Source organism: Streptomyces sp. BE303 (assembly GCF_036290945.1).
Lineage (GTDB): Bacteria > Actinomycetota > Actinomycetes > Streptomycetales > Streptomycetaceae > Kitasatospora.
The window spans coordinates 50,893-73,492 of the sequence record NZ_JAQYWZ010000864.1 but is presented as its reverse complement, the minus strand read 5'-3'; the positions used below and the strand labels follow the sequence as shown (position 1 = coordinate 73,492).

15 protein-coding genes and 1 pseudogene are annotated in these 22,600 nt (G+C 71.9%); 12 read left to right on the top strand and 4 right to left on the bottom strand.

Features of this window, described 5'->3' with window-relative positions; translation table 11 throughout:
- Positions 1 to 86 precede the first annotated feature (86 nt).
- The 9 genes and pseudogenes from PUR56_RS31005 to PUR56_RS30965 all read left to right on the top strand — a co-directional run bounded on the left by PUR56_RS31005 (position 87) and on the right by PUR56_RS30965 (position 12,517).
- Entirely contained in the window at positions 87 to 1,805 is a 1,719-nt protein-coding gene (locus PUR56_RS31005; protein WP_329951412.1) for a hypothetical protein, read from the top strand.
- 165 nt (positions 1,806 to 1,970) lie between these two features.
- Positions 1,971 to 3,515: pseudogene (gene lysX, locus PUR56_RS31000) on the top strand (bifunctional lysylphosphatidylglycerol synthetase/lysine--tRNA ligase LysX); the annotation flags it as partial.
- 4 nt (positions 3,516 to 3,519) lie between these two features.
- On the top strand, positions 3,520 to 3,642 hold the full coding sequence (locus PUR56_RS30995) for a hypothetical protein (protein WP_329885566.1): 123 nt from the start codon (positions 3,520 to 3,522) through the stop codon (positions 3,640 to 3,642).
- Positions 3,643 to 3,758: 116 nt separating this feature from the next.
- Positions 3,759 to 4,196 carry a BlaI/MecI/CopY family transcriptional regulator gene (locus tag PUR56_RS30990; RefSeq protein ID WP_329885567.1) on the top strand — a complete coding sequence of 146 codons (438 nt, stop codon included), beginning with the start codon at positions 3,759 to 3,761 and terminating at the stop codon, positions 4,194 to 4,196.
- 9 nt (positions 4,197 to 4,205) lie between these two features.
- Positions 4,206 to 4,742 (top strand): amino-acid N-acetyltransferase, encoded by a 537-nt coding sequence (locus tag PUR56_RS30985; RefSeq protein ID WP_329885568.1) that lies wholly within the window; start codon positions 4,206 to 4,208, stop codon positions 4,740 to 4,742.
- 92 nt (positions 4,743 to 4,834) lie between these two features.
- Positions 4,835 to 5,185 (top strand): histone-like nucleoid-structuring protein Lsr2, encoded by a 351-nt coding sequence (locus PUR56_RS30980; RefSeq protein WP_329885569.1) that lies wholly within the window; start codon positions 4,835 to 4,837, stop codon positions 5,183 to 5,185.
- Positions 5,186 to 5,975: 790 nt separating this feature from the next.
- Complete coding sequence (locus PUR56_RS30975) at positions 5,976 to 8,495, top strand: ATP-dependent Clp protease ATP-binding subunit (protein ID WP_329885570.1); 2,520 nt, start codon at positions 5,976 to 5,978, stop codon at positions 8,493 to 8,495.
- Positions 8,496 to 8,847: 352 nt separating this feature from the next.
- The gene (locus PUR56_RS30970; RefSeq protein WP_329951410.1) at positions 8,848 to 11,196 is read left to right on the top strand and encodes an immune inhibitor A domain-containing protein; all 2,349 of its coding nucleotides are present in this window, start codon (positions 8,848 to 8,850) and stop codon (positions 11,194 to 11,196) included.
- A gap of 406 nt (positions 11,197 to 11,602) precedes the next feature.
- On the top strand, positions 11,603 to 12,517 hold the full coding sequence (locus tag PUR56_RS30965; RefSeq protein ID WP_329951409.1) for a M23 family metallopeptidase: 915 nt from the start codon (positions 11,603 to 11,605) through the stop codon (positions 12,515 to 12,517).
- A gap of 109 nt (positions 12,518 to 12,626) precedes the next feature.
- On the opposite strand, the gene PUR56_RS30960 is transcribed toward PUR56_RS30965, so the two are convergent.
- Positions 12,627 to 13,253, bottom strand: a complete 627-nt coding sequence (locus PUR56_RS30960) for a TetR/AcrR family transcriptional regulator (RefSeq protein WP_329951408.1) — start codon at positions 13,251 to 13,253, stop codon at positions 12,627 to 12,629.
- A gap of 287 nt (positions 13,254 to 13,540) precedes the next feature.
- Here PUR56_RS30960 and PUR56_RS30955 point away from each other — a divergent pair, with 287 nt between their 5' ends.
- Entirely contained in the window at positions 13,541 to 15,151 is a 1,611-nt protein-coding gene (locus PUR56_RS30955) for an MDR family MFS transporter (protein WP_329951407.1), read from the top strand.
- 191 nt (positions 15,152 to 15,342) lie between these two features.
- Here PUR56_RS30955 and PUR56_RS30950 read toward each other — a convergent pair whose 3' ends face one another.
- A complete protein-coding gene (locus PUR56_RS30950; RefSeq protein WP_329951406.1) occupies positions 15,343 to 16,296 on the bottom strand; it encodes an A/G-specific adenine glycosylase in 954 nt (317 codons plus the stop codon).
- 182 nt (positions 16,297 to 16,478) lie between these two features.
- Here PUR56_RS30950 and PUR56_RS30945 point away from each other — a divergent pair, with 182 nt between their 5' ends.
- Positions 16,479 to 17,408: a hypothetical protein gene (locus PUR56_RS30945; RefSeq protein ID WP_329951405.1), complete on the top strand. Its 930-nt coding sequence runs from the start codon at positions 16,479 to 16,481 to the stop codon at positions 17,406 to 17,408.
- A gap of 85 nt (positions 17,409 to 17,493) precedes the next feature.
- Here the strand turns inward: PUR56_RS30945 and disA are convergent, their stop codons facing one another.
- Together disA and radA are read right to left on the bottom strand one after the other, a co-directional pair.
- Positions 17,494 to 18,600: a DNA integrity scanning diadenylate cyclase DisA gene (gene disA, locus PUR56_RS30940; RefSeq protein WP_329951404.1), complete on the bottom strand. Its 1,107-nt coding sequence runs from the start codon at positions 18,598 to 18,600 to the stop codon at positions 17,494 to 17,496.
- Between the two features lie 140 nt (positions 18,601 to 18,740).
- Complete coding sequence (radA, locus tag PUR56_RS30935) at positions 18,741 to 20,240, bottom strand: DNA repair protein RadA (RefSeq protein WP_329951403.1); 1,500 nt, start codon at positions 20,238 to 20,240, stop codon at positions 18,741 to 18,743.
- Between the two features lie 255 nt (positions 20,241 to 20,495).
- Between radA and PUR56_RS30930 the strand changes: the two genes are divergently transcribed.
- Positions 20,496 to 22,544, top strand: a complete 2,049-nt coding sequence (locus PUR56_RS30930) for a BACON domain-containing protein (RefSeq protein WP_329951402.1) — start codon at positions 20,496 to 20,498, stop codon at positions 22,542 to 22,544.
- Positions 22,545 to 22,600: the final 56 nt, after the last annotated feature.

Here is a 22,600-nt window from a genome sequence, read left to right as displayed (position 1 = left end):
ACGAATTGATGACCGATCACCCGGATTGACGAGGCCACGGGCGTCCATAGGGTCTCGGGGACACCCGCACCACCAAGAGGATCCCCGTGAACTCGACCCGCACGCGCCGAGCGCTCGGCGCGGCCGCGGCGACCGCGGTCGCCGCCCTCTCCGTCGGCACACTGGCCGCTCCGGCCCACGCCGCGGACCACGCACTCAGGATCAGGGTGGGGAGCCCCGTCCAGATCCCCGTCGAGCCCACCACCCCCCGGCCCCAGCTCGGCGACAACGTCGACCTGCGGATCGGCAGGACCGGCACCGGGCCGGTCCTGGGCACCAGGATCACCCTGGACGTCTCGGGCCTCGACGGCGTCGCCACCCTCACCACCGGCGAGCGCTGCACCACCGCCGCCAAGGTGATCACCTGCGACGTCGGCTACCTCGACAGCGACGACGTCAACACCACCGCCCGCCTGTGGCTGAGCGCGCTCCCCGGGGTCCGGCCCGGCGCGAGCGGCACCGTCCACGCCACCATCAGCGCCCCGGACGCCGAGTCCGCGAGCACCGACTTCACGGTCGAGGTCGGCACCGCCGCGTTCCGCACCAAGGAGCTCACCCCGAAGACCGGCGCCGCGATCGGCAGCCGCATCGACCCCGGGCTCCGGTTCGCCAACCGCGGCGGCGTCCCCGCCTCCCGCGCGGTCGTCGAGGTCTACCTGGCCCCCGGCCTGAAGGTCGACGCCTGGCCGTCCAACTGCGAGTACGCCACCGCCCCGGGCGAGCCCCGCCCCGAGGGCACCGGCGCGTACGCACCCGTCACGTACGGCCTCTGCACCGTCGAGGGCGGGATCGCACCCGACGAGGCGGTCCGGCTGGCGGGCCTCGACCTCACCGTGGCCGCCGACGCGTACGACACCTTCGCCGGCTTCACCGTCCTGCCCCGCCCGGACGCGGCGGACGCCAACGGGCCCGCACTGCGCAAGAGGCTGACGTTCAAGCACGGCACCGGCGCCCCCGCCACGCTGGTCAAGGCCGGTACCGAGGGCATCCCGGCCGGCTTCCCCGGCCGCAACGACAACTCCACCGAACAGGAGGTCAGCGCCGACAGCCACGCGGACTTCGGCGTCACCAGCACCTGGGCCCCCGACGCCACCGGCCGCGCGGGCACCCTGACCGTCACCGCCGCCAACGACGGCCCGGCCTCGATCATCGACCGCAGCGGTGGCGAGGCGACCCCGCACCTCGACGTCCAGCTCCCCGCAGGCGCCACCGTCACCGGCCTCCCGAAGGGCTGCACGGCGGAGGACCGCGTGCTCGGCCGCCCGTCCGAGAAACCGCTCAACAGGTTCGGCTGCGAGGCGTTCGACTCCTACATGGCCGACGGCGCGAAGGCGTCCTTCAAGCTGGCCCTGAAGCTGGCCGAGGGCACCGACCCGCTGACGGCCACGGTCTCGCTCCAGAACATGGGGAGCGAACTGGAGGAGGGCCTGCCCAGCGCCCTCATGAGGTGGGACCGCAACCCGGCCGACAACCTGGTGAAGGTCACCCTGCGGGCCGCCCCGGCACCGGCACCGACCACTCCCCCGCCCGCGCCCGCCGCGACCACCCCGCCGGCCGTCGTCGTGGCGGTCGCGGCACCCGCCGTCACCGCGGCCCCGTCGGCGCCCGCCGCCCGGGCCACCGCCGTCACCGTCACCGCGGGCGGCGAACTCGCCGACACCGGCAGCCCGGCGGCCGTCCCGCTGGCCTGGGCCTCCGCCGCCGCACTGGCGCTCGGCACCGGGGCGGTGCTCGCCGCACGCCGGCCGGGCCGCCGACGGACCTGAGCGACCCCGCCCGGTGCGGGGCGGACGGCACCCGCCGCCCGCCCCGCACCCCGGGGACGCACCGCGGCCCGGGCCCCGGCCGGGACGGCCGCCGCGGGCCGCGGGCAATCCCGTGGCGGAGCACCGGCCGGGGCTGGCTACCCTGGTGGGGTGAGCGATCAGAGCCCAATCCCCGCGACCGACGACCTTCCGGAGCAGATGCGCGTCCGGCGCGAGAAGCTGGACCGGCTCCGGGCCGCCGGCATCGACCCGTACCCGGTCGGTTTCCCCCGCACCAGCACCATCGCCGACCTCCGGGCCAAGCACCCGGACCTCGCCCCGGACACCGCGACCGGCGAGCGGGCCGGCATCACCGGCCGGGTGATCCTCTCCCGCACCGGCGGCAAGCTCTGCTTCGCCACCCTGCGCGACGGCTCCGGCGACCTCCAGGTGATGTTCTCCCTGGACAAGCTGGGCGAGGAGCGGCTGGCCGCGTGGAAGGCCGACATCGACCTCGGCGACCAGGTCGGCGTGGAGGGCGAGGTGATCACCTCCCGCCGCGGCGAGCTGTCGGTGATGGTGGACCGCTGGGAGCTCACCGCCAAGTGCCTGCGCCCGCTGCCGGACAAGCACAAGGGCCTGACCGACCCGGAGGCCCGGGTCCGCCAGCGGTACGTGGACCTGATCGTCAACCCCGAGGCCCGCGAGATCCTGCACCTGCGGTCCAAGGTGGTCCGCTCGATCCGCCGCACCTACGAGGAGCGCGGCTACATCGAGGTCGAGACCCCGATGCTGCAGCCGGTGCACGGCGGCGCCAACGCGCGGCCGTTCAAGACGCACATCAACGCGTACGACATCGACCTCTTCATGCGGATCGCCCCCGAGCTGTACCTCAAGCGGCTCGTCGTCGGCGGCGCGGAGAAGGTCTTCGAGATCAACCGCAACTTCCGCAACGAGGGCGCCGACTCCACCCACAACCCCGAGTTCACCTCGCTGGAGTCGTACGAGGCCTACGGCGACTACGACACCCAGGCCGAGCTGATCCGGGCCACCATCGTCAACGCCGCCCGGGACGCCCTGGGCACCACGGTGATCAGGGGCCTCGACCCGCACGGCGTCGAGCACGAGATCGACCTGGCCGAGCCGTGGGAGGAGGTCGGCGTCTACCCCGGCATCTCGGCCCGGCTCGGCGTCGAGGTCACCCCGGAGACCGGCGTCGAGGAGCTCCGCAAGCTGGCCGCCGAGCACGGCATCCCCTTCGAGAAGGAGTGGGGCCACGGCCAGATCGTGCTGGAGATGGTCGAGCGCCTGCTGGAGGAGAACGCCGTCCGGCCGACCTTCATCAAGGACTACCCGACCGAGGTCTCCCCGCTGACCCGTCAGCACCGCTCGGTCCCCGGCGTGGCCGAGAAGTGGGACCTGGTGATCTTCGGCACCGAGATCGGCACCGCCTACTCCGAGCTGATCGACCCGGTCGAGCAGCGCGCCCGCCTCACCGCGCAGTCCCTGCTCGCGGCCGGCGGCGACGTCGAGGCGATGCAGATCGACGAGGACTTCCTGCGGGCCCTGGAGTACGCGATGCCGCCCACCGGCGGTCTCGGTCTCGGCGTGGACCGCCTGATCATGCTGCTCACCGGCAAGAACATCCGGGAGACGGTGCTCTTCCCGCTGGTGAAGCCGGAGCCCAAGGCGTCCGCCGCCACCGCGGCGGAGAAGACCGAGGAGGAGTGACCTGATGGACTACGTCAGCGCTATCGTCCCACCGCTGGTCATGGCGATCGGCTTCGGCTTCCTGGTGCGGGCCATCATCCGCAGCCAGGGCGGAGCCCGGAAGGCCAAGGAGGACGTGGTCGACTGACGCCCGTCGGCCACCACGGCACCCGCGCCGCCATTCCCGATTCCGGGAGTGGCGGCGCGCCGGTTTGGCGGCACTTCACAAGATTTGCCCCATTCACTCCCTATCCTGGCCGCACTATGGTCCGGCAACTCGGCGAACTTGAGAACGCCATCATGACCCGGGTGTGGCAGTGGAACCGACCGGTCACGGTTCGCGAGGTTCTCGTGGATCTGCGGTCCGAACGCGAAATCGCGTACACCACGGTGATGACCGTCCTGGACAAGCTCCACAGAAAGGGCTGGCTCCGCCGCGAGCGGGTGGGACGGGCCTATCGATATGAACCGGTCTCGTCCCGCGAGGCGTACACCGCCGCTCTCATGAACGACGCCTGGGCCACCGGTGACAATCCTGCCGCCGCCCTGGTGCACTTCTTCGGCCTGATGTCACCGGAGCAACGCGAGGCTCTCCGCGACGCGTTGCGGGTCGCCGCTCTGTTCCCGCCCGATCCGGCCGCCCAGGATTCCGCGGAGACCGGGCCCGATACCGGGGAGACCCCACCGGGGCCGGCACGATAACGTCCCGCCATGGAGGTCACCATCCGCCGGGCGCGGACCACGGACGTGCGGGCAGTGCGCGGGCTCATCGATGCCTACTCGCGCGACGGCATTCTGCTCGACAAGCCCACCGTCACCCTGTTCGAATCCGTCCAGGAGTTCTGGGTCGCCGAACGCGACGACACCGGAGCCGTGGTGGCGTGCGGCGCCCTGCACGTGATGTGGGAGGACCTCGCCGAGGTCCGCACGCTCGCGGTCGATCCGTCCTGCCGGGGCCACGGCGTCGGACATCTCCTGCTGGAGAAGCTGCTGCAGACCGCCCGCTGGCTCGGCGTCCGTCGGATTTTCTGCCTGACGTTCGAGGTTCCGTTCTTCGCGAAACACGGTTTCGTCGAGATCGGCGAGCTCCAGGAAACCGATGATGGTACGACAGACCCGGCGGCCATCGCTACGGATGTCTATGAAGAACTTCTCCGCTCGTACGATGAAGGTGTCGCGGAGTTCCTCGACCTGGAGCGGGTGAAGCCCAACACGCTGGGCAACTCGCGCATGCTGCTGCACCTGTGAGCCGCTCCCGGACGGGGCAGGGGTTTGTGTTTTCCGGAGAAAGGCGCTTTCCTTTCCTTAGGCAATGGGTCGTTTAGCGGAAAGGGAAGCCCGTGGCACAGAGGGTGCAGGTCATTCTTGAAGACGATCTCGACGGCGGGTCGGCGGACGAAACGGTCACGTTCGCGCTCGACGGTGTTGCCTACGAGATCGACCTGAAGAGCGCCAACGCGGACAAGCTCCGCGATCTGCTGGCGCCGTACGTCGAGAAGGGTCGCAAGCAGAGCGGACGGCTGGCCGCAGCCCGCCGTCCGGGCCGCGGTTCGGCCCCCCGCCCGTCCGGCAGCGTCCCGGACACCGCGAAGATCCGCGCGTGGGCCAAGGAGCAGGGCCTGGACGTCAACGACCGCGGCCGCGTGCCGAGCAACGTGCGCGAGGCCTACGAGAAGGCCAACGCGGCCTGATCCGGGCGTCGCCCGGCCGCCCGGACGGGTGCGGGGTCCCGGAGGTCGCGTGAAGCGTCCATGGCACACGCGCGGGGCGCGGAGGACATTCCTCCGCGCCCCGCGGCGCACGCCCGGACGGTGACCGGTCCGCCGGCACGCCCGTCGGCGGGCGCGGGGACGGCGGTGTGAACGGTGGGGCGGGCTGCCCGTTCGGGCAGCGGCCCGGACAGCGGCCCGGACGCCGTCCCCGGGCCGACCCGGTCCGCGGTCGCGACCGTGACCACGGCCGTGACCGGGGCCGTGACCGGGGCGACGGGACGGGCGGCGGAACAATCACGGCCTGTGCAACGCTGTAGGGGCGAAAGCGGTCACGCGGACACCACCGGTATGGCGTACCGGACCCGACGGCCGAGGCCGAACCGCCGTCACCACCGGGCGACTTCTCGCCAGGCGAACACCGCCACCCCGGAAACTGCGCGAGAACCGCCCCGATACCGGGTATGAATGCAGGTGGACGGGGTCAGTCACCCCGCCCGGGGCAGTACGCGTGACCGGTCGGACGCTTGTCGGCTGCGCTGCGGCAGAGGTTGTTCGCCGATGGCGTAGCGGCATCCGGTGCATCCGGCCCACCTGTGGGAACACCGTCTCCCAACATGAGGTTGGGATTGGTGTCGGCTGGTCGCGCAGCATGTCTCTCCCCTACCAGGGAGTGAATCCGTGGGCCGCGCCGCTGAGCGGGACTAGCATGCGGAAGGACAGGGCGGGGACGGACCCCGAACTGCCCGACCGCTCTGAGGAGCGATAAACGATGTTCGAGAGGTTCACCGACCGCGCGCGGCGGGTTGTCGTCCTGGCTCAGGAAGAAGCCCGGATGCTCAACCACAACTACATCGGCACCGAGCACATCCTCCTGGGTCTGATCCACGAGGGTGAGGGTGTCGCCGCTAAGGCCCTGGAGAGCCTCGGGATTTCTCTTGAGGCTGTTCGCCAGCAGGTCGAGGAGATCATCGGCCAGGGCCAGCAGGCCCCGTCCGGTCACATTCCCTTCACCCCCCGGGCGAAGAAGGTCCTGGAGCTGTCGCTCCGCGAGGCCCTGCAGCTCGGCCACAACTACATCGGCACCGAGCACATCCTGCTCGGCCTGATCCGCGAGGGCGAGGGCGTCGCCGCCCAGGTCCTGGTGAAGCTCGGAGCCGACCTCAACCGGGTGCGCCAGCAGGTCATCCAGCTGCTCTCCGGGTACCAGACCGGCGGTGGCAAGGAGTCGGCGACGGCCGGCGGGCCCGCCGAGGGCACCCCGTCGACCTCGCTGGTCCTGGACCAGTTCGGCCGCAACCTCACCCAGGCCGCCCGCGAGGCCAAGCTCGACCCGGTCATCGGGCGCGAGAAGGAGATCGAGCGGGTCATGCAGGTGCTGTCCCGCCGCACCAAGAACAACCCGGTCCTGATCGGTGAGCCCGGCGTCGGCAAGACCGCCGTGGTCGAGGGCCTGGCCCAGGCGATCGTCAAGGGCGAGGTCCCGGAGACGCTCAAGGACAAGCAGCTCTACACGCTGGACCTCGGCGCCCTGGTCGCCGGCTCCCGCTACCGCGGTGACTTCGAGGAGCGCCTGAAGAAGGTCCTCAAGGAGATCCGCACCCGCGGGGACATCATCCTGTTCATCGACGAGCTGCACACCCTGGTCGGCGCGGGTGCCGCCGAGGGCGCCATCGACGCCGCCTCGATCCTGAAGCCGATGCTGGCCCGCGGCGAGCTGCAGACCATCGGTGCGACCACGCTCGACGAGTACCGCAAGCACCTGGAGAAGGACGCCGCGCTGGAGCGCCGCTTCCAGCCGATCCAGGTCGCCGAGCCGTCGCTGCCGCACACCATCGAGATCCTCAAGGGTCTGCGCGACCGCTACGAGGCCCACCACCGGGTCTCCATCACGGACGCCGCCCTGGTCGCCGCCGCCACCCTGGCCGACCGGTACATCTCGGACCGCTTCCTGCCGGACAAGGCCATCGACCTGATCGACGAGGCCGGCTCCCGGATGCGCATCCGCCGGATGACCGCGCCGCCGGACCTCCGCGAGTTCGACGAGAAGATCGCCGACGTGCGCCGCGAGAAGGAGAGCGCGATCGACGCGCAGGACTTCGAGAAGGCCGCGTCCCTGCGCGACGACGAGAAGCAGCTCCTCCAGGCCAAGGCCAAGCGCGAGAAGGAGTGGAAGGCCGGCGACATGGACGTCGTCGCGGAGGTCGACGAGGAACTCATCGCCGAGGTCCTGGCCACCGCCACCGGCATCCCGGTCTTCAAGCTGACGGAGGAGGAGTCCTCCCGGCTGCTGCGCATGGAGGACGAGCTGCACAAGCGCGTCATCGGCCAGAAGGACGCCATCAAGGCGCTCTCCCAGGCCATCCGGCGCACCCGTGCGGGCCTCAAGGACCCGAAGCGCCCCGGCGGCTCGTTCATCTTCGCCGGCCCGTCCGGCGTCGGTAAGACCGAGCTGTCCAAGACGCTCGCCGAGTTCCTCTTCGGTGACGAGGACGCGCTGATCTCCCTCGACATGTCCGAGTTCTCGGAGAAGCACACCGTCTCCCGGCTCTTCGGTTCGCCCCCCGGCTACGTGGGCTACGAGGAGGGCGGCCAGCTGACCGAGAAGGTGCGCCGCAAGCCGTTCTCCGTCGTCCTCTTCGACGAGGTGGAGAAGGCCCACCCGGACATCTTCAACTCGCTGCTGCAGATCCTGGAGGACGGTCGTCTGACCGACTCCCAGGGCCGCGTGGTCGACTTCAAGAACACCGTCATCATCATGACGACGAACCTCGGCACCCGGGACATCTCGAAGGGCTTCAACCTGGGCTTCGCGGCCGCGGGTGACGCCCAGACCGGGTACGACCGGATGAAGGCCAAGGTCGGCGAGGAGCTCAAGCAGCACTTCCGCCCCGAGTTCCTGAACCGCGTCGACGACATCGTCGTCTTCCACCAGCTGACCGAGGAAGACATCATCCAGATCGTCGACCTGATGGTCGACAAGGTGGACTCGCGGCTCAAGGACAAGGACATGGGCCTGGAGCTCAGCGTCGAGGCCAAGAGGCTGCTGGCCAAGCGCGGCTACGACCCGATCCTGGGTGCCCGTCCGCTGCGCCGGACCATCCAGCGCGAGATCGAGGACCACCTCTCCGAGAAGATCCTCTTCGGCGAGCTGCGGGCCGGCCACATCGTGGTCGTCGGTGTCGAGGGCGAGGGCAAGGAAGCGAAGTTCACCTTCCGCGGAGAGGAGAAGTCCGCGGTCGCGGACACTCCGGCCGCCGTCGCCTCGTCGGGTCCCGACCTGACGAAGTAGAAACAGTTAACAGATAACAGCAAACGGTTTGGGCCCCCGGCGTTCGCGCCGGGGGCCCGAGCCGTTTTTCACGTCCTCGTCGAAGCTGTGATCCGGCCCACGAAGTCCCAGGCGGGGGGCCTGACCGGGCGCCGGTGCGAGTGCGATCGATCATGCAGTCATCTTTAATGCCAATGTTCTTGACGGAGCGTCAGCTGATACGAAGTCGCGGAGCATAGCGCTGTGGCCATGTCACGGTCAAGGTCTATCTTTTCCGTCCACGCTTGGATCAAATGACCTCCACCTGTCTTTCATTGGTTTACCGGAAGGCCAAGAGCCGGACCGGTTTGGGGAGGACGTCACAACGTTGAAGATGACCAGGAAAGCCGCTGCAGTCGCCTCGGCCGCGGCAGTCATAGCCGCGCTCGGCGCGGGACTGCTCCCGAGCACGGCCGTTGCCGCCGGCTCCGCCCCCGTGCCGAAGGACCCGGCCGAGGCTGTTCAGAGCACTGAACACAACTTCCCGGGCCCGCTGACCGAGAAGGTCGAGGCCGAGCAGAAGGCCGCCACCGAGCAGCTGCTCGCCGGCACCGCCAAGATCGAGCAGCACGGCGGGGGCACCAGCATCAAGCTGGGCAAGGACAAGTACGTCGAGCTCTCCCGCGAGCGCACGGACAAGATCTTCACCATTCTGGTCGAGTTCAGCGACCAGGTGGACAACACCACCACGACGCCGGACGGCAAGCTGAAGTACGGCGGCACCCCCGGCCCGCAGCGCAACCAGATCCAGAAGCCGGACCCCGCCACCAACAACTCGACCGCGTGGCAGGCCGACTACAACCAGCAGCACTTCCAGGACCTGTACTTCAGCAAGACCCAGGACTCGCTGAAGACGTACTACGAGAAGCAGTCCTCGGGCCGCTACTCGGTCGACGGCCAGGTCACCGACTGGGTGAAGGTGCCGTGGAACGAGGCCCGTTACGGCTCGGACTACTGCGGCCAGCACGTCTGCAACAACGCGCAGGACCTGATCCGCGACGGCATCACCTCCTGGGTCGCCGACCAGAAGGCCAAGGGCCAGACGGACGCTCAGATCAAGGCGACCATCGCGCAGTACGACCAGTGGGACCGGTACGACTTCGACCACGACGGCAACTTCAACGAGCCCGACGGTTACATCGACCACTTCCAGATCGTGCACGCCGGTGAGGACCAGTCGGCGGGCGGCGGCAAGCAGGGCACCGACGCGCTCTGGGCCCACCGCTCGTACGTCTACGGCACCCAGGCGGGCTCCACCGGCCCGAGCGACAACAAGCTCGGCGGTACCCCGGTCGGCGGCACCGGCATCTGGATCGGCGACTACACCATGCAGCCCGAGAACGGCGGCCTCGGTGTCTTCGCCCACGAGTACGGCCACGACCTCGGTCTGCCCGACCTGTACGACACCTCGGGCAGCGGGATCGACAACTCGGTCGGCTTCTGGTCGCTGATGTCCTCCGGTTCCTGGCTGGGCGAGGGCAAGGACTCGATCGGCGACAAGCCGAACGACCTCGACGCCTGGAGCAAGCTGAAGCTCGGCTGGCTGAAGTTCGAGAAGGCCAAGGCCGGCACCGAGTCGACCCACCACATCGGCCCGGCGGAGTACAACTCCAACCTGCCGCAGGCGCTCGTCGTCGACCTGCCGAAGAAGACCGTCACCACCGAGATCAACACCCCGTTCGCGGGTGCCAACGAGTGGTGGAGCGGCAGCGCGGACGACCTCAACGTCTCGCTGACCCGTGACGTCGACCTCACCGGCAAGACCTCGGCCACGCTGACGGCCAAGGCCTGGTACGACATCGAGCAGGACTTCGACTACGGCTACGCCGAGGTCTCCACCGACGGTGGTGCCAACTGGGCGGCCCTGGACGGCACCTTCAACGGTGTCGCCATCCCGAAGAACCCGGCCGAGAAGGCCGGTCTGACGGGCACCTCCGGTGGCAAGTGGGGCGACCTCTCCTTCCCGCTGAACGCCTACGCCGGCAAGGCCGTCAAGGTCCGCTTCCACTACACCACCGACGGTGGCCTGCACCTCAAGGGCCTGGCCCTGGACGAGATCGCGGTCACCGCCGACGGCGCCACCGTCTTCACCGACGGTGCCGAGAACGGTGACAACGGCTGGGCCGCGAAGGGCTTCTCCCGCATCAGCGGCAAGTTCTCGAACGAGTACGCCCAGTACTACATCGCCGAGAACCGCCAGTACGTCTCGTACGACAAGACCCTGAAGACCGGCCCGTACAACTTCGGCTTCGCCAACAGCAAGCCGAACTGGGTCGAGCACTACGCCTACCAGCCCGGTCTGCTGCTCTGGTACTGGGACGAGTCGCAGAGCGACAACAACGTCACCAACCACCCGGGCGAGGGCCTGATCCTCCCGATCGACTCGCACCCGACCCCGCTCAAGTGGTCGGACGGCACCCTGCAGCGCCCGCGCGTCCAGGGCTACGACTCGACCTTCGGCTCGCGCCGCGTGGACGGTCTGACCCTGCACAAGGCCGGCGTCCCGACGGTCTACCCGAAGGCCAAGGGTGTCGACGAGTTCTCCGACCTGAAGTCCTACTGGTCGGAGGAGAACAAGTACAGCAGCGTCAAGGTCCCGAAGACCGGTACCAGCATCGAGGTCGAGAACGAGTCCTCGAACTACCTGGAGACCTGGATCCGCGTCCGCCCGGTCGACAACTGATCCACCGAGCAGTGGTGATCAGCCTGTGACCAGGCGCCGTTGAACCATCCGTCCGGCCCGTCCCCGCACCTGCGGGGGCGGGCCGGATTCGTTGGTTTCGACCCGATTCGCCCTGCTTCAAACTCGGCCCGCGGGTGGTGCTGGTCACAGCGCCACCGGCCGGTACGAGCGGGAGTAGTAGGACGGCCGGACGGACGGCCGAGCACGTGGGGCCATGAACAGACCATCCGATCTCATGATCGTTACTCCGTCGGTTTGAATCTCCGGCGCAACACTGACTACACGCCGTAGTACGTCACACCGTTTGGGACTCCGCTCGGTGACGGTTACACCTGAGTGGTCCCTGCTCAGCCCGCCCGACCGGGCTCAGCGTGCTGCCCCCGTACGTCCGTGAGGTTGAGCTCCGATGCCCCCTGTCCCGCCCCTGGGGCCGGCCCTTCGCCGGCTCGCCGCCGCCTCGCCGCTGCGAAACGACCGGAACCACGTCACCGTCGCCCCGCTGCTGCGGACCGACCGCAACCGGGCCACCAGTGCCGCCGCCGCCAGCGCGGTCATACTGGCCGGCGCCCTGCTGGTCGCCTCCCCCGGCAACGCCTCGGCGCAGACGGTCACCCCCACCACCCCCGGCAGCTCGGCCTTCACCGTCCCGCAGGGGGCGGCGCAGACCCCGGCCCTGGTCCAGGTGGCCGGTCCCAGCGAGTACAAGCTGTCGCACGACCACGACTCGGCCCAGGAGCTCGTGGCCGTGGCGGTGAACCTGCTGGCCCCCGAGCCGGCCGCCCCGGCGCCGTCGGCCGACCAGGCACCGGCCGAGCCCGCCCCCGAGCCGGCTCCCGAGCCCGCCCCCGCCCCCGCACCGGCCCCCGAGCCCGAGCCTGCGCCGGCTCCCGCCCCCGCCCCCGCCCCCGCCCCGGAGTGGTCCGCCCCCGTCCCGGGCGCCCCGACCAGCAACCCGTACGGCGTGCGCAACCCCGAGTACGCGGCCGGCTACCACACCGGGGTCGACTTCGCGGTCCCCCCGGGCACCCCGCTGCTCGCGGTCGGCAAGGCCACCGTCGTGTCGGCCGGCTGGGACGGCGCGTACGGCAAGGAGGTCGTGCTGCGGCTGGCGGACGGCCGGTACGCCCAGTACGCGCACATGTCGGCCGTCTCGGTGTCGGCGGGCGACCGGGTCTCGGCCGGGGAGCAGATCGGCCGCTCCGGGAACACCGGCAACTCGACCGGGCCGCACCTGCACTTCGAGATCCGCTCCAGCAACCGCTACGGCGCCGTGGTCAACCCGATCGCCTACCTCGCGGGGCACGGGGTCACCGGGTTCTGAGCCCGTTCCGGCCCGCGGCCCCACGGCGCCCCACGGCGCCGCCCGGGCCCGGTCTCCGCACCACTGCGGCGTCGGCCCGGCACCGCTCCGGTGCCGGGCCGACGGTCGTTCAGTTCCCCGGCGCGGCGTGGCCGATCGTCCGGCCGATCTCCAGCGCGACGTACTGCGCGGCCGCCATCGCCTCCTCCGGGGTGGGCTCCCCGATGGTGACCTCACCGGCCGCCGTCCGCTCCTCGGGCCGCTTGTCCTGGTGGAGCAGGAAGAGCGCCGAGTTGATGGTGAACAGCGACATCATCGCGCGCAGCCGGTCCGCGAAGCTCGCCCCCGGACCGTGCACCAGCCGGACCAGCGCGATCATCCGCTCCCTGAACTCCCGACCGGCCGGCAGGTCCCGCAGCGCGGGCTGGTTCTCCTGGAAGAAGCGGAGCAGCGGCGCCCGCTCGGACATCCCGGCCGCGAACCGGCGGATGAGCTCGTCCCGCACCTCCGGCGACCACTCCTGCTCGCGACCCCAGGCGATGAGCTCGTCGATCGGCACGGCCGTGGCGGCCACGATGCCATGGACGATGTCCTCCTTGGTCTTGAAGTGGTAGTAGAGGGCGGCCTTGGTGACACCGAGCCGGTCGGCGATCTCCCGCAGCGAGGTGCGTTCGTAGCCGTGCTCGGAGAAGAGCTCCAGGGCGACCGCGACGATGCGGGCCCGGGTGTCGCTACGGGGGCTGTGCGTCGTGCCCATGGCCTGCCTCTGACTGCGTCGATGTCCGGTGCTGACGACCTGCGGCGGCCGCGGCGTTGCCGACGGGCGCCGCGTTCGGCGCCCCGTTCCGGACTCATTCTCCCTGCCCGGGCAGTTCACGGAAAAACTGGCTTGACGACCGGCTAGTACACAACCTACCGTGCCGTCGATCCGTAAACTAGCCGGGCGTCAAGTAAGTAGACGCCGAGGAGCCGGGCCGGTCGTCCGACGCGCCGGGCTCCCGTCAGCCACGCCCCGCCCCACCCAGTCCGGGAGACCGCACCCCCATGTCACAACCCAAGGCCGACACCCCGTCACCGGAACAGAAACCGGCCGAGGAAGAACAGCCCCGTTCCCCCCGCGAGATCCGCCTGGTCATGATCGGCCTGGTGGTCACCATGCTGCTCGCCATGCTCGACGGCCTGATCGTCGGAACCGCGATGCCGACCATCGTCGGTGAGCTCGGCGGCGCCGAGCACCTCTCGTGGGTGGTCACCTCGTACACCCTGGCCACCGCCGCCTCCACCCCGATCTGGGGCAAGCTCGGCGACCTCTACGGCCGCAAGGGCACCTTCCTCATCTCGATCGTGATCTTCCTGGCGGGCTCGGCCCTCTCCGGCCTCTCCCAGGACATGACCGAGCTGATCGGATTCCGCGCGCTCCAGGGCCTCGGCGCCGGCGGTCTGATGGTCGGCGTGATGTCGATCATGGGCGCGCTCGTCCCGCCCCGTGACCGGGGCAAGTACCAGGGCATGTTCGCCGCGGTGATGGCCCTCGCCACCATCGGCGGTCCGCTGGTCGGCGGCTTCATCACGGACCACCTGAACTGGCGCTGGACCTTCTACATCAACCTGCCGCTCGGCGCGGTCGCCCTCGCCGTCGTCGTGGTGACGCTGAAGCTGCCGAAGGTCCGCAGCAAGGCCAGGATCGACTACCTCGGTGCGCTGCTGCTCACCACCGGCATCACCGCACTGACCCTGATCACCACCTGGGGCGGCCAGGAGTACACCTGGGGCTCGAAGGAGATCCTCGGCCTGGCCGCGCTGGCGGCGGCCACGCTGATCGGCTTCTGCTACGTCGAGCAGCGGGTCGAGGAGCCGATGCTGCCGCTCTCGCTGTTCAAGAACCTGAACTTCACGCTGGTCTCGGTGATCGGCTTCGTGGTCGGCTTCGTGATGTTCGGCGCGACGGTCTTCCTGCCGCTCTACCAGCAGACCGTCCAGGGAGCCTCGGCCACCAACTCCGGCCTGCTGCTGATGCCGATGATGTTCGGCATGCTGGTGGTCTCGCTGGTCGTCGGCCAGGCCGTCACCAAGACCGGCAAGTACCGGATCTACCCGATCATCGGCACGATCGTGATGACCGTCGGCATGGTGCTGCTCTCCACCCTCTCCACCGACACCTCGAACTTCGCCTCCGCCTGCTGGATGGTCGTGCTCGGGGCCGGTATGGGCTTCCTGATGCAGATCACCATGCTGGTCGCGCAGAACAGTGTCGAGCTCAAGGACATGGGTGTGGCCAGCTCCACCGCCACGCTGTTCCGCACCATCGGCGGCTCGTTCGGTGTGGCGCTGTTCGGCGCGCTGTTCAACAGCCGGGTCACCGAGACCATGACGGAGCGGCTCGGTTCGGCGGCCGGTGCCGGCGGCTCGCAGGGCGACCCGTCGCAGCTCAGCCCGGCCGCGCTCCGGGCCCTGCCCGAGCCGGTGCAGGACGCCTACCACCACGCGGTGGCCAACGGCATGCACACCGTCTTCCTTTGGGGGGCGGGTGTCGCCGTGATCGCGGTCGCCGCCGCGGTCTTCATGCGCGAGGTGCCGCTGCGCGGCGCCGGCGGACCGCCGGCCGAGGACGCCGCGGCCGCCAAGGGGTCCGACGCCGCGGCCGTCGCGATCTGACGCCCGGCCGCCGGAGGCCCCCGCTCCACGGAGCGGGGGCCTCCGGCCTGTCCGGGCCGGGCCGGGCCGGGCCTGCGCCACGGCGCTTCGGGTTTCAGGGGCCCAGGGGGCTCAGGGGCCACAGGTCGGCGGGGTTGCCGGCGTGAGCCGCCGGGCCGGGACCGCCCGTCGGGACCTCCGGTCGGCCCGGGCTACCGGGGAAGCCGGTAGACGCCCTGCTCGACCGGCTCGACCAGGCCGTCGGCGACCAGCCCGTCCAGGGCGCGGGCCCGCTGCACCGCATCCGGCCAGACGGCGTCCAGCAGGGCCTGCGGCACCGTGTCGTGGGCGTCCCGCAGCACCGCGAGCAGCTTGCCGCGCACCTGCCGATCGGTCCCCTCGTACGTCTGGCCCCGCCGGGCCGGGCCCTCGTAGGGCGGGCAGCCAGCCCGTTGCCAGGCACAGACGGTGAACAGCGGGCAGTCGCCGCACTCCGGGCCGCGGGCCGTGCAGACCAGGGCGCCCAGCTCCATCACGCCGACCGCCCAGGTCGCGGCCGTCGCGGCGGCGTCGGGCAGCAGCGCCGTGGCGGTCCGCCGTTCGGCCGCCGTGGTGGCCTGCGCCGGGTACTCCACGCCGGTCACCGCCCGGGCGAACACCCGGCGGACGTTGGTGTCCAGCACCACGTGCCGCTGGCGGAAGGCGAACGAGGCCACCGCCGCCGCCGTGTACTCGCCGACCCCGGGCAGCGACAGGAGGGTCGCGTGGTCGTCCGGGACCTCACCGCCGTGCTCCGTGGTGATCGCCACCGCGGCCGCGTGCAGGCGCAGCGCGCGGCGCGGGTAGCCCAGCCGGCCCCAGAGCCGGACGGCCTCGCCCGGCGCCTCGGCGGCCAGGTCCGCCGGGGTCGGCCAGCGTTCCATCCAGGTCTCCCAGACGGGCAGCACGCGCTTCACCGGGGTCTGCTGGAGCATGAACTCGCTGACCATCACGGCCCAGGGCGAGGCGTCCGGGGTCCGCCAGGGGAGGTCCCGGGCGTTGGCCTCGTACCAGTCGAGGACGGTCGTGTGCAGCACGGGGAGCGGCAGGGCGAGCTTCGGCCCCCCGGCGGCGGACGCGGGCGCGGGGACGACGGGGACGACGGGGGTGACGGTGTTGGCAGCCATGGCCCCTCGATCCTCCCACGCCCGCGACGGCAACCGAAGTGGATCACGGGATTCCGGATCGGGCCGCAAAACCCCCCATTCAGCCTCCCCCGAACGGCGCAAATGGCGGATCATGTGAAGGAAGGGGTGAGTGTGCGGTGTTGGTGCGTCAGGGGGCACACACTGTCTCGTAGAGTTTGGGCGTGCCCTCTCTGCGTCAACCCGTAGGACCGCTGCCGGCCTCGATCTACTGGCGTCGGCGCATCGTCGTGCTCATCGCCGTCGTCGCGGTCGCCGCCCTCGTCATCTGGCTGATGTCCGATCAGGGCGGCGGTGACGACGGCTCGAAGGACAAGACCGCGCAGGCCGCGCCGACCCAGTCCCAGAGCCCTGCCCAGGCGATCACGCCGGGCGCCTCGCCCAGCGGACCGGCGAACAACTCGCGCCCCGGCAGCGGAAGCGGAGGCACCGCCACGGGTGGTGCGACCGGCGGCGCGGTGGGCGGCGGAGGCGGCGGCGACGCCAGCCTCAGCACCGGCGGCACGACCGGCGGCGCGCCCAACCCCGCACCCGCCACCGGCGGTACGGCGACGGGCGGCGGCGCGACGGGCGGCGGCGCGGCCGGAGGAACCGGCGGCAGCGGCGGGACCGGCGGAGCCGCGGGCGGGACCGGCGGCGGCAACGGCGGCCCTCCCCCGGTGAACACCCCCGAGGTCATGGCGCTGCCGGTCTGCGCCTCCTCGCAGGTGACGCTCGGCCTGTCCAGCGCCCAGAACGCCTACCAGCCCAAGGACAAGCCGCGGCTGGCGCTCACCGTCACCAACTCCTCGGGCACCAACTGCCGGGTGGACCTCGGCCGGACCGCCTCGGCGATCACCGTCACCGCCAGCAACGGCGAGCGCATCTGGTCCTCCGGCGACTGCCCCGCCGACCGCAACAGCAACTGGGTGCAGCTCCCGGCCAACAACGGCCTGACCGAGACCTTCACCTGGGACCGCGGCCGCAGCAAGCCGCAGTGCGCCACCGCCGACCCGGCCCCCGCGCCGGCCGGCAACTACCTGGTCGTCGCCGACCTCACCGGCCTCTCCGGCGGCCAGGCCTCGGCCCGTTCCTCGATCCGCCTGGAGAACTGACCGGCGGTCACCCGCCCTGCGGACGACACGCAGGAGCCCCCGGCCGCGGACGGTCGGGGGCTCCTGCGTGTCCGGACCGGACCGGTCAGACGTAGCGCTCCAGGATGGACGATTCGGCGAGCCGGGAGAGGCCCTCGCGGACCGAGCGGGCCCTGGTCTCGCCGACGCCCTCGACCGTCTGCAGATCGTCGATGCTGGCGGCCAGCAGCTTCTGCAGCCCGCCGAAGTGCTCCACCAGCCGCTCTATCACCGTGTTGGGCAGGCGCGGGATCTTGGCCAGCAGCCGGTAGCCGCGCGGCGAGACCGCCGAGTCCAGCGACTCCGGCGTGCCCGAGTAGCCGAGCGCCTTGGCGACCGTCTGCAGGTCCAGCAGCTCGGCGTGGGTCAGCGCCTCCAGGTCGGCCAGCACGTCGGTGACCGTCCGGCCCTTCTTGGCCGCACGCTCCGGGAAGTAGTCCCGGGCGACCAGCTCGCGCTCCGGCTCCACGCCCGCGATCAGCTCGTCCAGCTGGAGCGAGAGCAGGCGGCCGTCGATGCCGAGCTCCAGCACGTAGCCCGCGATCTCGGTGGCGATCAGCCGGACCATCTCCAGCCGCTGGGCCACGGCGGTGACGTCCCGGACCGTCACCAGGTCCTCGATCTCCAGCGCGGAGAGCGTGCCGGCCACCTCGTCCAGGCGCAGCTTGTAGCGTTCCAGGGTGGCCAGCGCCTGGTTGGCGCGGGAGAGGACGGTGGTCGAGTCCTCCAGGACCCGCCGGGTGCCGTTGACGTACATGGCGATCAGCCGCATCGAGTGCGAGACGGCGACCACCGGGAAACCGGTCTGCCGGTTGACCCGCTCCGCGGTGCGGTGCCTGGTCCCGGTCTCGTCGGTCGGGATGGTGGAGTCCGGCATCAGGTGGACACCGGCCCGGACGATCTTGGTGATGTCCTTGTCGAGCACCACGGCACCGTCGAGCTTGCACAGCTCGCGCAGGCGCGTCGCGGTGAACTCGACGTCCAGCACGAAGCCGCCCGTACAGATCGGCTCGACGGTCTTGTCGAAACCGAGCACGATCAGACCGCCGGTGTTGGCCCGCAGCACCCGCTCCAGGCCGTCGCGCAGCGCCGTTCCGGGAGCGATGGCGGTGAGGGAGGCCCGTAGCAGGGCCTCCTCGCGGGAGGACTTGTCCGCCCGGTCGCTGGCTGCCACGTGACTCCTCCGGTCGCCCCGTACCGCGCGCCTCGCGCGGTGCGCCGGCCCTGCGGTCTGTTGCTCTGTCGCTTAGTACTGCCTTATCACCAATGAGACAAGGGGAAGTCTAACTGCGTGCGGCAACGACAGGGCTTGGGTCAGTGCAGTTCGTCGGAGTCGAGCGGTTCCCACCCCTCCATGACCTCCTCCGGATAGGCCGCCACCCGGGCCGCGCGCGGGGCCGGCGGGGCCGACGGAGCCTCACCCTTCGGCTTGGCGGCGGCCCGGCGGCGGCCCGGGATCGCCTGCAGCGCCTCGCCGATGTCCGCCACCTCGACCACCTTCATGCCCGGCGGGACCTTGCCCGGGTCCGACGGGACCAGCGCGTGGGTGAAGCCCAGCCGGTGCGCCTCGGCCAGCCTCCGCTGCACGCCCGTCACCCGCCGGACCTCACCGGCCAGGCCGACCTCGCCGATCGCCACCAGGTTGCTGGGGAGCGGGGTGTCGGAGGAGGAGCTGGCCACGGCGAGCGCGATCGCGAGGTCCGCCGAGGGCTCCGAGAGCTTCACCCCGCCGACGGTGGCGGTGTAGATGTCCTGCTTGCCGAGCTTCACCCCGCCGTGACGCTCCACCACGGCCAGGATCATCGCGATCCGGGGCGACTCCAGACCGGAGGTCGTCCGGCGGGGCGAGGGGATCTGCGAATCCACCATCAGCGCCTGCACCTCGGCGACCAGCGGGCGCTTGCCCTCCAGCGTGACGGTCAGGCAGGTGCCCGGGACGGGCTTGTCGCGCCTGGTCAGGAAGAGACCGGACGGATCGGCCAGACCCTCGATGCCCTCGTCGTGCAGCTCGAAGCAGCCGACCTCGTCGGTCGCGCCGTACCGGTTCTTGATCCCGCGGATGATCCGGAGCCGGGCGTGCCGGTCGCCCTCGAAGCTCAGCACCACGTCCACCAGGTGCTCCAGCAGGCGGGGGCCGGCGATCTGGCCGTCCTTGGTGACGTGGCCGACCAGCAGGGTGGCCATCCCGCGGTCCTTGGAGGCCCGGATCAGCGCGCCCGCCACCTCACGGACCTGGGCCGGCCCGCCGGGGGCCCCGTCCAGCTCGGCCGAGGCGATGGTCTGCACCGAGTCCAGGACCAGCAGGCCCGGGTTGACCGCCTCGATGTGCCCGAGGACGGCCCCGAGGTCGGACTCCGCGGCCAGGTAGAGGTGCTCGGAGAGTGCGTTGATCCGGTCGGCGCGGAGCCTGACCTGGCCGGCCGACTCCTCGCCGGTGACGTAGAGCGTGCGGTGCTGCGCGGAGGCCGCCTTGGCGGCGACGTCCAGCAGCAGGGTGGACTTGCCGACACCGGGCTCGCCGGCCAGCAGCACCACGGCGCCGGGGACCAGGCCGCCCCCGAGCACCCGGTCCAGCTCGGACACGCCGGTGGAGCGGGCCGTCGCCACCTGGCCGTCCACCTGGGCGATGGGACGGGCGGGCGAGCTGACCGGCCCCGCGGCCGTCGTCCGGACCGGCACCGCGCCGTACTCCTCGACCGTGCCCCAGGCGTTGCACTCCGGGCAGCGGCCCACCCACTTGGGCAGCTGGTTGCCGCACTCGGTGCAGCGGTACGCCGGGCGCGGCTTGGCGGTGGTCTTGGTACGGGCAGCCATGCGGTCACCGTAGCGCCTGGGTCCGACAACGCGGGGCGGCAGCGGCGGCGATGACGACCGGGGCGACGAGGCCCGGGTGGGGCTCGGGTGGGGCTCGGGTGGGGTCCGGGTGGGGTCCGGGCGGGGTCCGGGCGGGGTCCGGGCGGGGTCCGGGCGGGGCAGCCGGTCCACGAACGGGCGATGTTGTTACCCGAAAGAAGTACAACCGGGCGAAACGGCGCGGGCCGACCGGGTGGCGTCTCTACCGTCGGACGGGTGACAACGAGTACGGAACGACCGCGCGACCCCGTCCTCGCGGCGTACGACCGCCAGGTGGACGGACTCTTCACCTACTGCCTCTCGGTGCTGTGCGAGCACCGGGCGGCCGGCGCCGCCCTGCGCGAGGTGCGCGAGCTGGCGGTGCGGCACGGCGCGCGGCTCGCCGAGCCCGGCCTGGTGCGGGCCTGGCTGTACTCGCTGGCGCGGTACTGCTGCCTGCGGCGGCTGGCGGACGGGCCGGGCGTGCCCGGGCCCTACGACGCCCCGGCGGTCGAGGGGTCTGCGGGCGGGACTTCGGCGGGCGGGGCTGCGGCGGGCGGAGGGTCCGGCGTCGGGGGTTCGGCCACCGCGGACGAGGAGGCCGGGCGGCGCCGGCGCGAGTTGGCCTCGCTGGCCTGGCCCGAGGCCGCCGGCACCGACCCCGAGCAGCGCGAGGCCCTGGAGTTGTCGGTGCGCCACCGGCTGAGCCCCATCGAGGTGGCGGCCGTGCTGGGTCTGCCGTTCGACACCGTCCGGACGCTGCTGGACTCCGCCCGGGCCGAGGTCGACCGGACCAGGGCGGCCCTGCTGGTGCTCGGCGTCGGCAGCTGCCCCGAACTCGACCGGCTCGGCGGGGCGGGGGCGGAGAGCTGGCGGGACTGGGTGCTCGGCCCGGCGCTCCGCCGGGAGCTGGTGCAGCACGTGGTGGCCTGTCCGACCTGCCGGGGGACGGCGGAGCGGGTCGCGGGCGAGGTGCCGGAGGGGGCCGCCGGACTGTCCGGGCTCCCGGTGCTGGCCGCGCCCGTGGCGACGGGCGCCCCGGCGGGGTCCGTGGTCTTCCTGCCGCAGCCGGCCCGGCGGCCGGCCGGCCGCCGGGCGGGGGGTCCGGTGCCGGTGACCGAACCGGGCCTCCGGTTCGACCAGGGCGGGTTCCCGCGCCACCGCGCACCGGACACCGGCCGGGGGCCGACGGTGCGCCGCCGGGTGGTGACCACGGGGGTACTGGCCGCCGTGCTGGCGGCGCCGGTGGTCGCGCTCTGGGCCGGGCACCGCGGCGGCGACGGGCCCGGGGCCGCGGCGTCGGTCTCGTCGGTCCGGGTCGAGGAGGACGCACGGTCGGGCAGCCGCCGGCCGGGCGGTCCGTCGGCGGGGCCCGGGCAGCCGGGCGGACCGGCGGGCGTGCCGGAGGCGGCCGGGGCGGCGGGCGCCGCGGTGGCCGGGATGGAGCTGGCGGGTGCCGGGCCGCTGAGTGCAGAAACGTTGCTCCCGGGGATCCAGGGCCCGCTGGTTCCGGTACCGGGCCACGGGGCGACCCCGCTCGGCAGCCCGACGCTGGTCGCCGCGCCGGCCCCCGCCGTCGGGCCGGCCACGATCGCCGGGCCCACCCCGGACGCCGGGTCCGCCGCGCAGGCCCCGTCCCCGACCGGCGGCCTGCTCACGGTCGACGCGGGCGAGTACGGCAACCGCACGGTGCTCACCCTCACCAACTCCGGCACCACCGAGATCCGCTGGCACGCCGACGTCGACGTCGCCTGGCTCCGGCTCAGCCGCGACTCCGGCACGCTCGCGCCGGGGCAGCGGATCACCGTGATCGTCTCCGTCGACGACGGCCTCGCCCCGAGCACCCGCTGGACCGCCCGGATCGCGCTACCGCCCTCGCAGGCCGTCGTCACCCTGGAGGGCGGGCCGCAGCACCGCGGCGGTGCCACCCCGGTGCCGGCCGGGCCGGGCGGCACCGACCCGGCGACCGGCCCGGGCACGGACCCGGCCCCCACCGGCGGGCCTTCGCCGTCCGGCACGCCCTCCGGCACGCCCTCGAACGGGCCGGGCAGCCCGGCACCCTCGGCGACCGGCCCCGCCACGGGCACACCGTCGGCCACCCCGACCGGGCCGGCCGGGGCGACACCGACGGGCGAGGCCTCGCCGAGTGCTCCGCCGACCGCTTCCCCGTCCGCCTCGTCCGCACCGGGTGCACCGTCTGAGCCGGCGACCTCGGCGACCTCGGCGACCTCGGCGACCTCGGCGGGCACGGCGGGCACGGCGTCCGGAAGCCCCTCGCCGCACTGAACCTGAGGGGGACGGGAGCGGGCCGGGACCGGCGACGGGGCCGGTAGGGCGGAGCA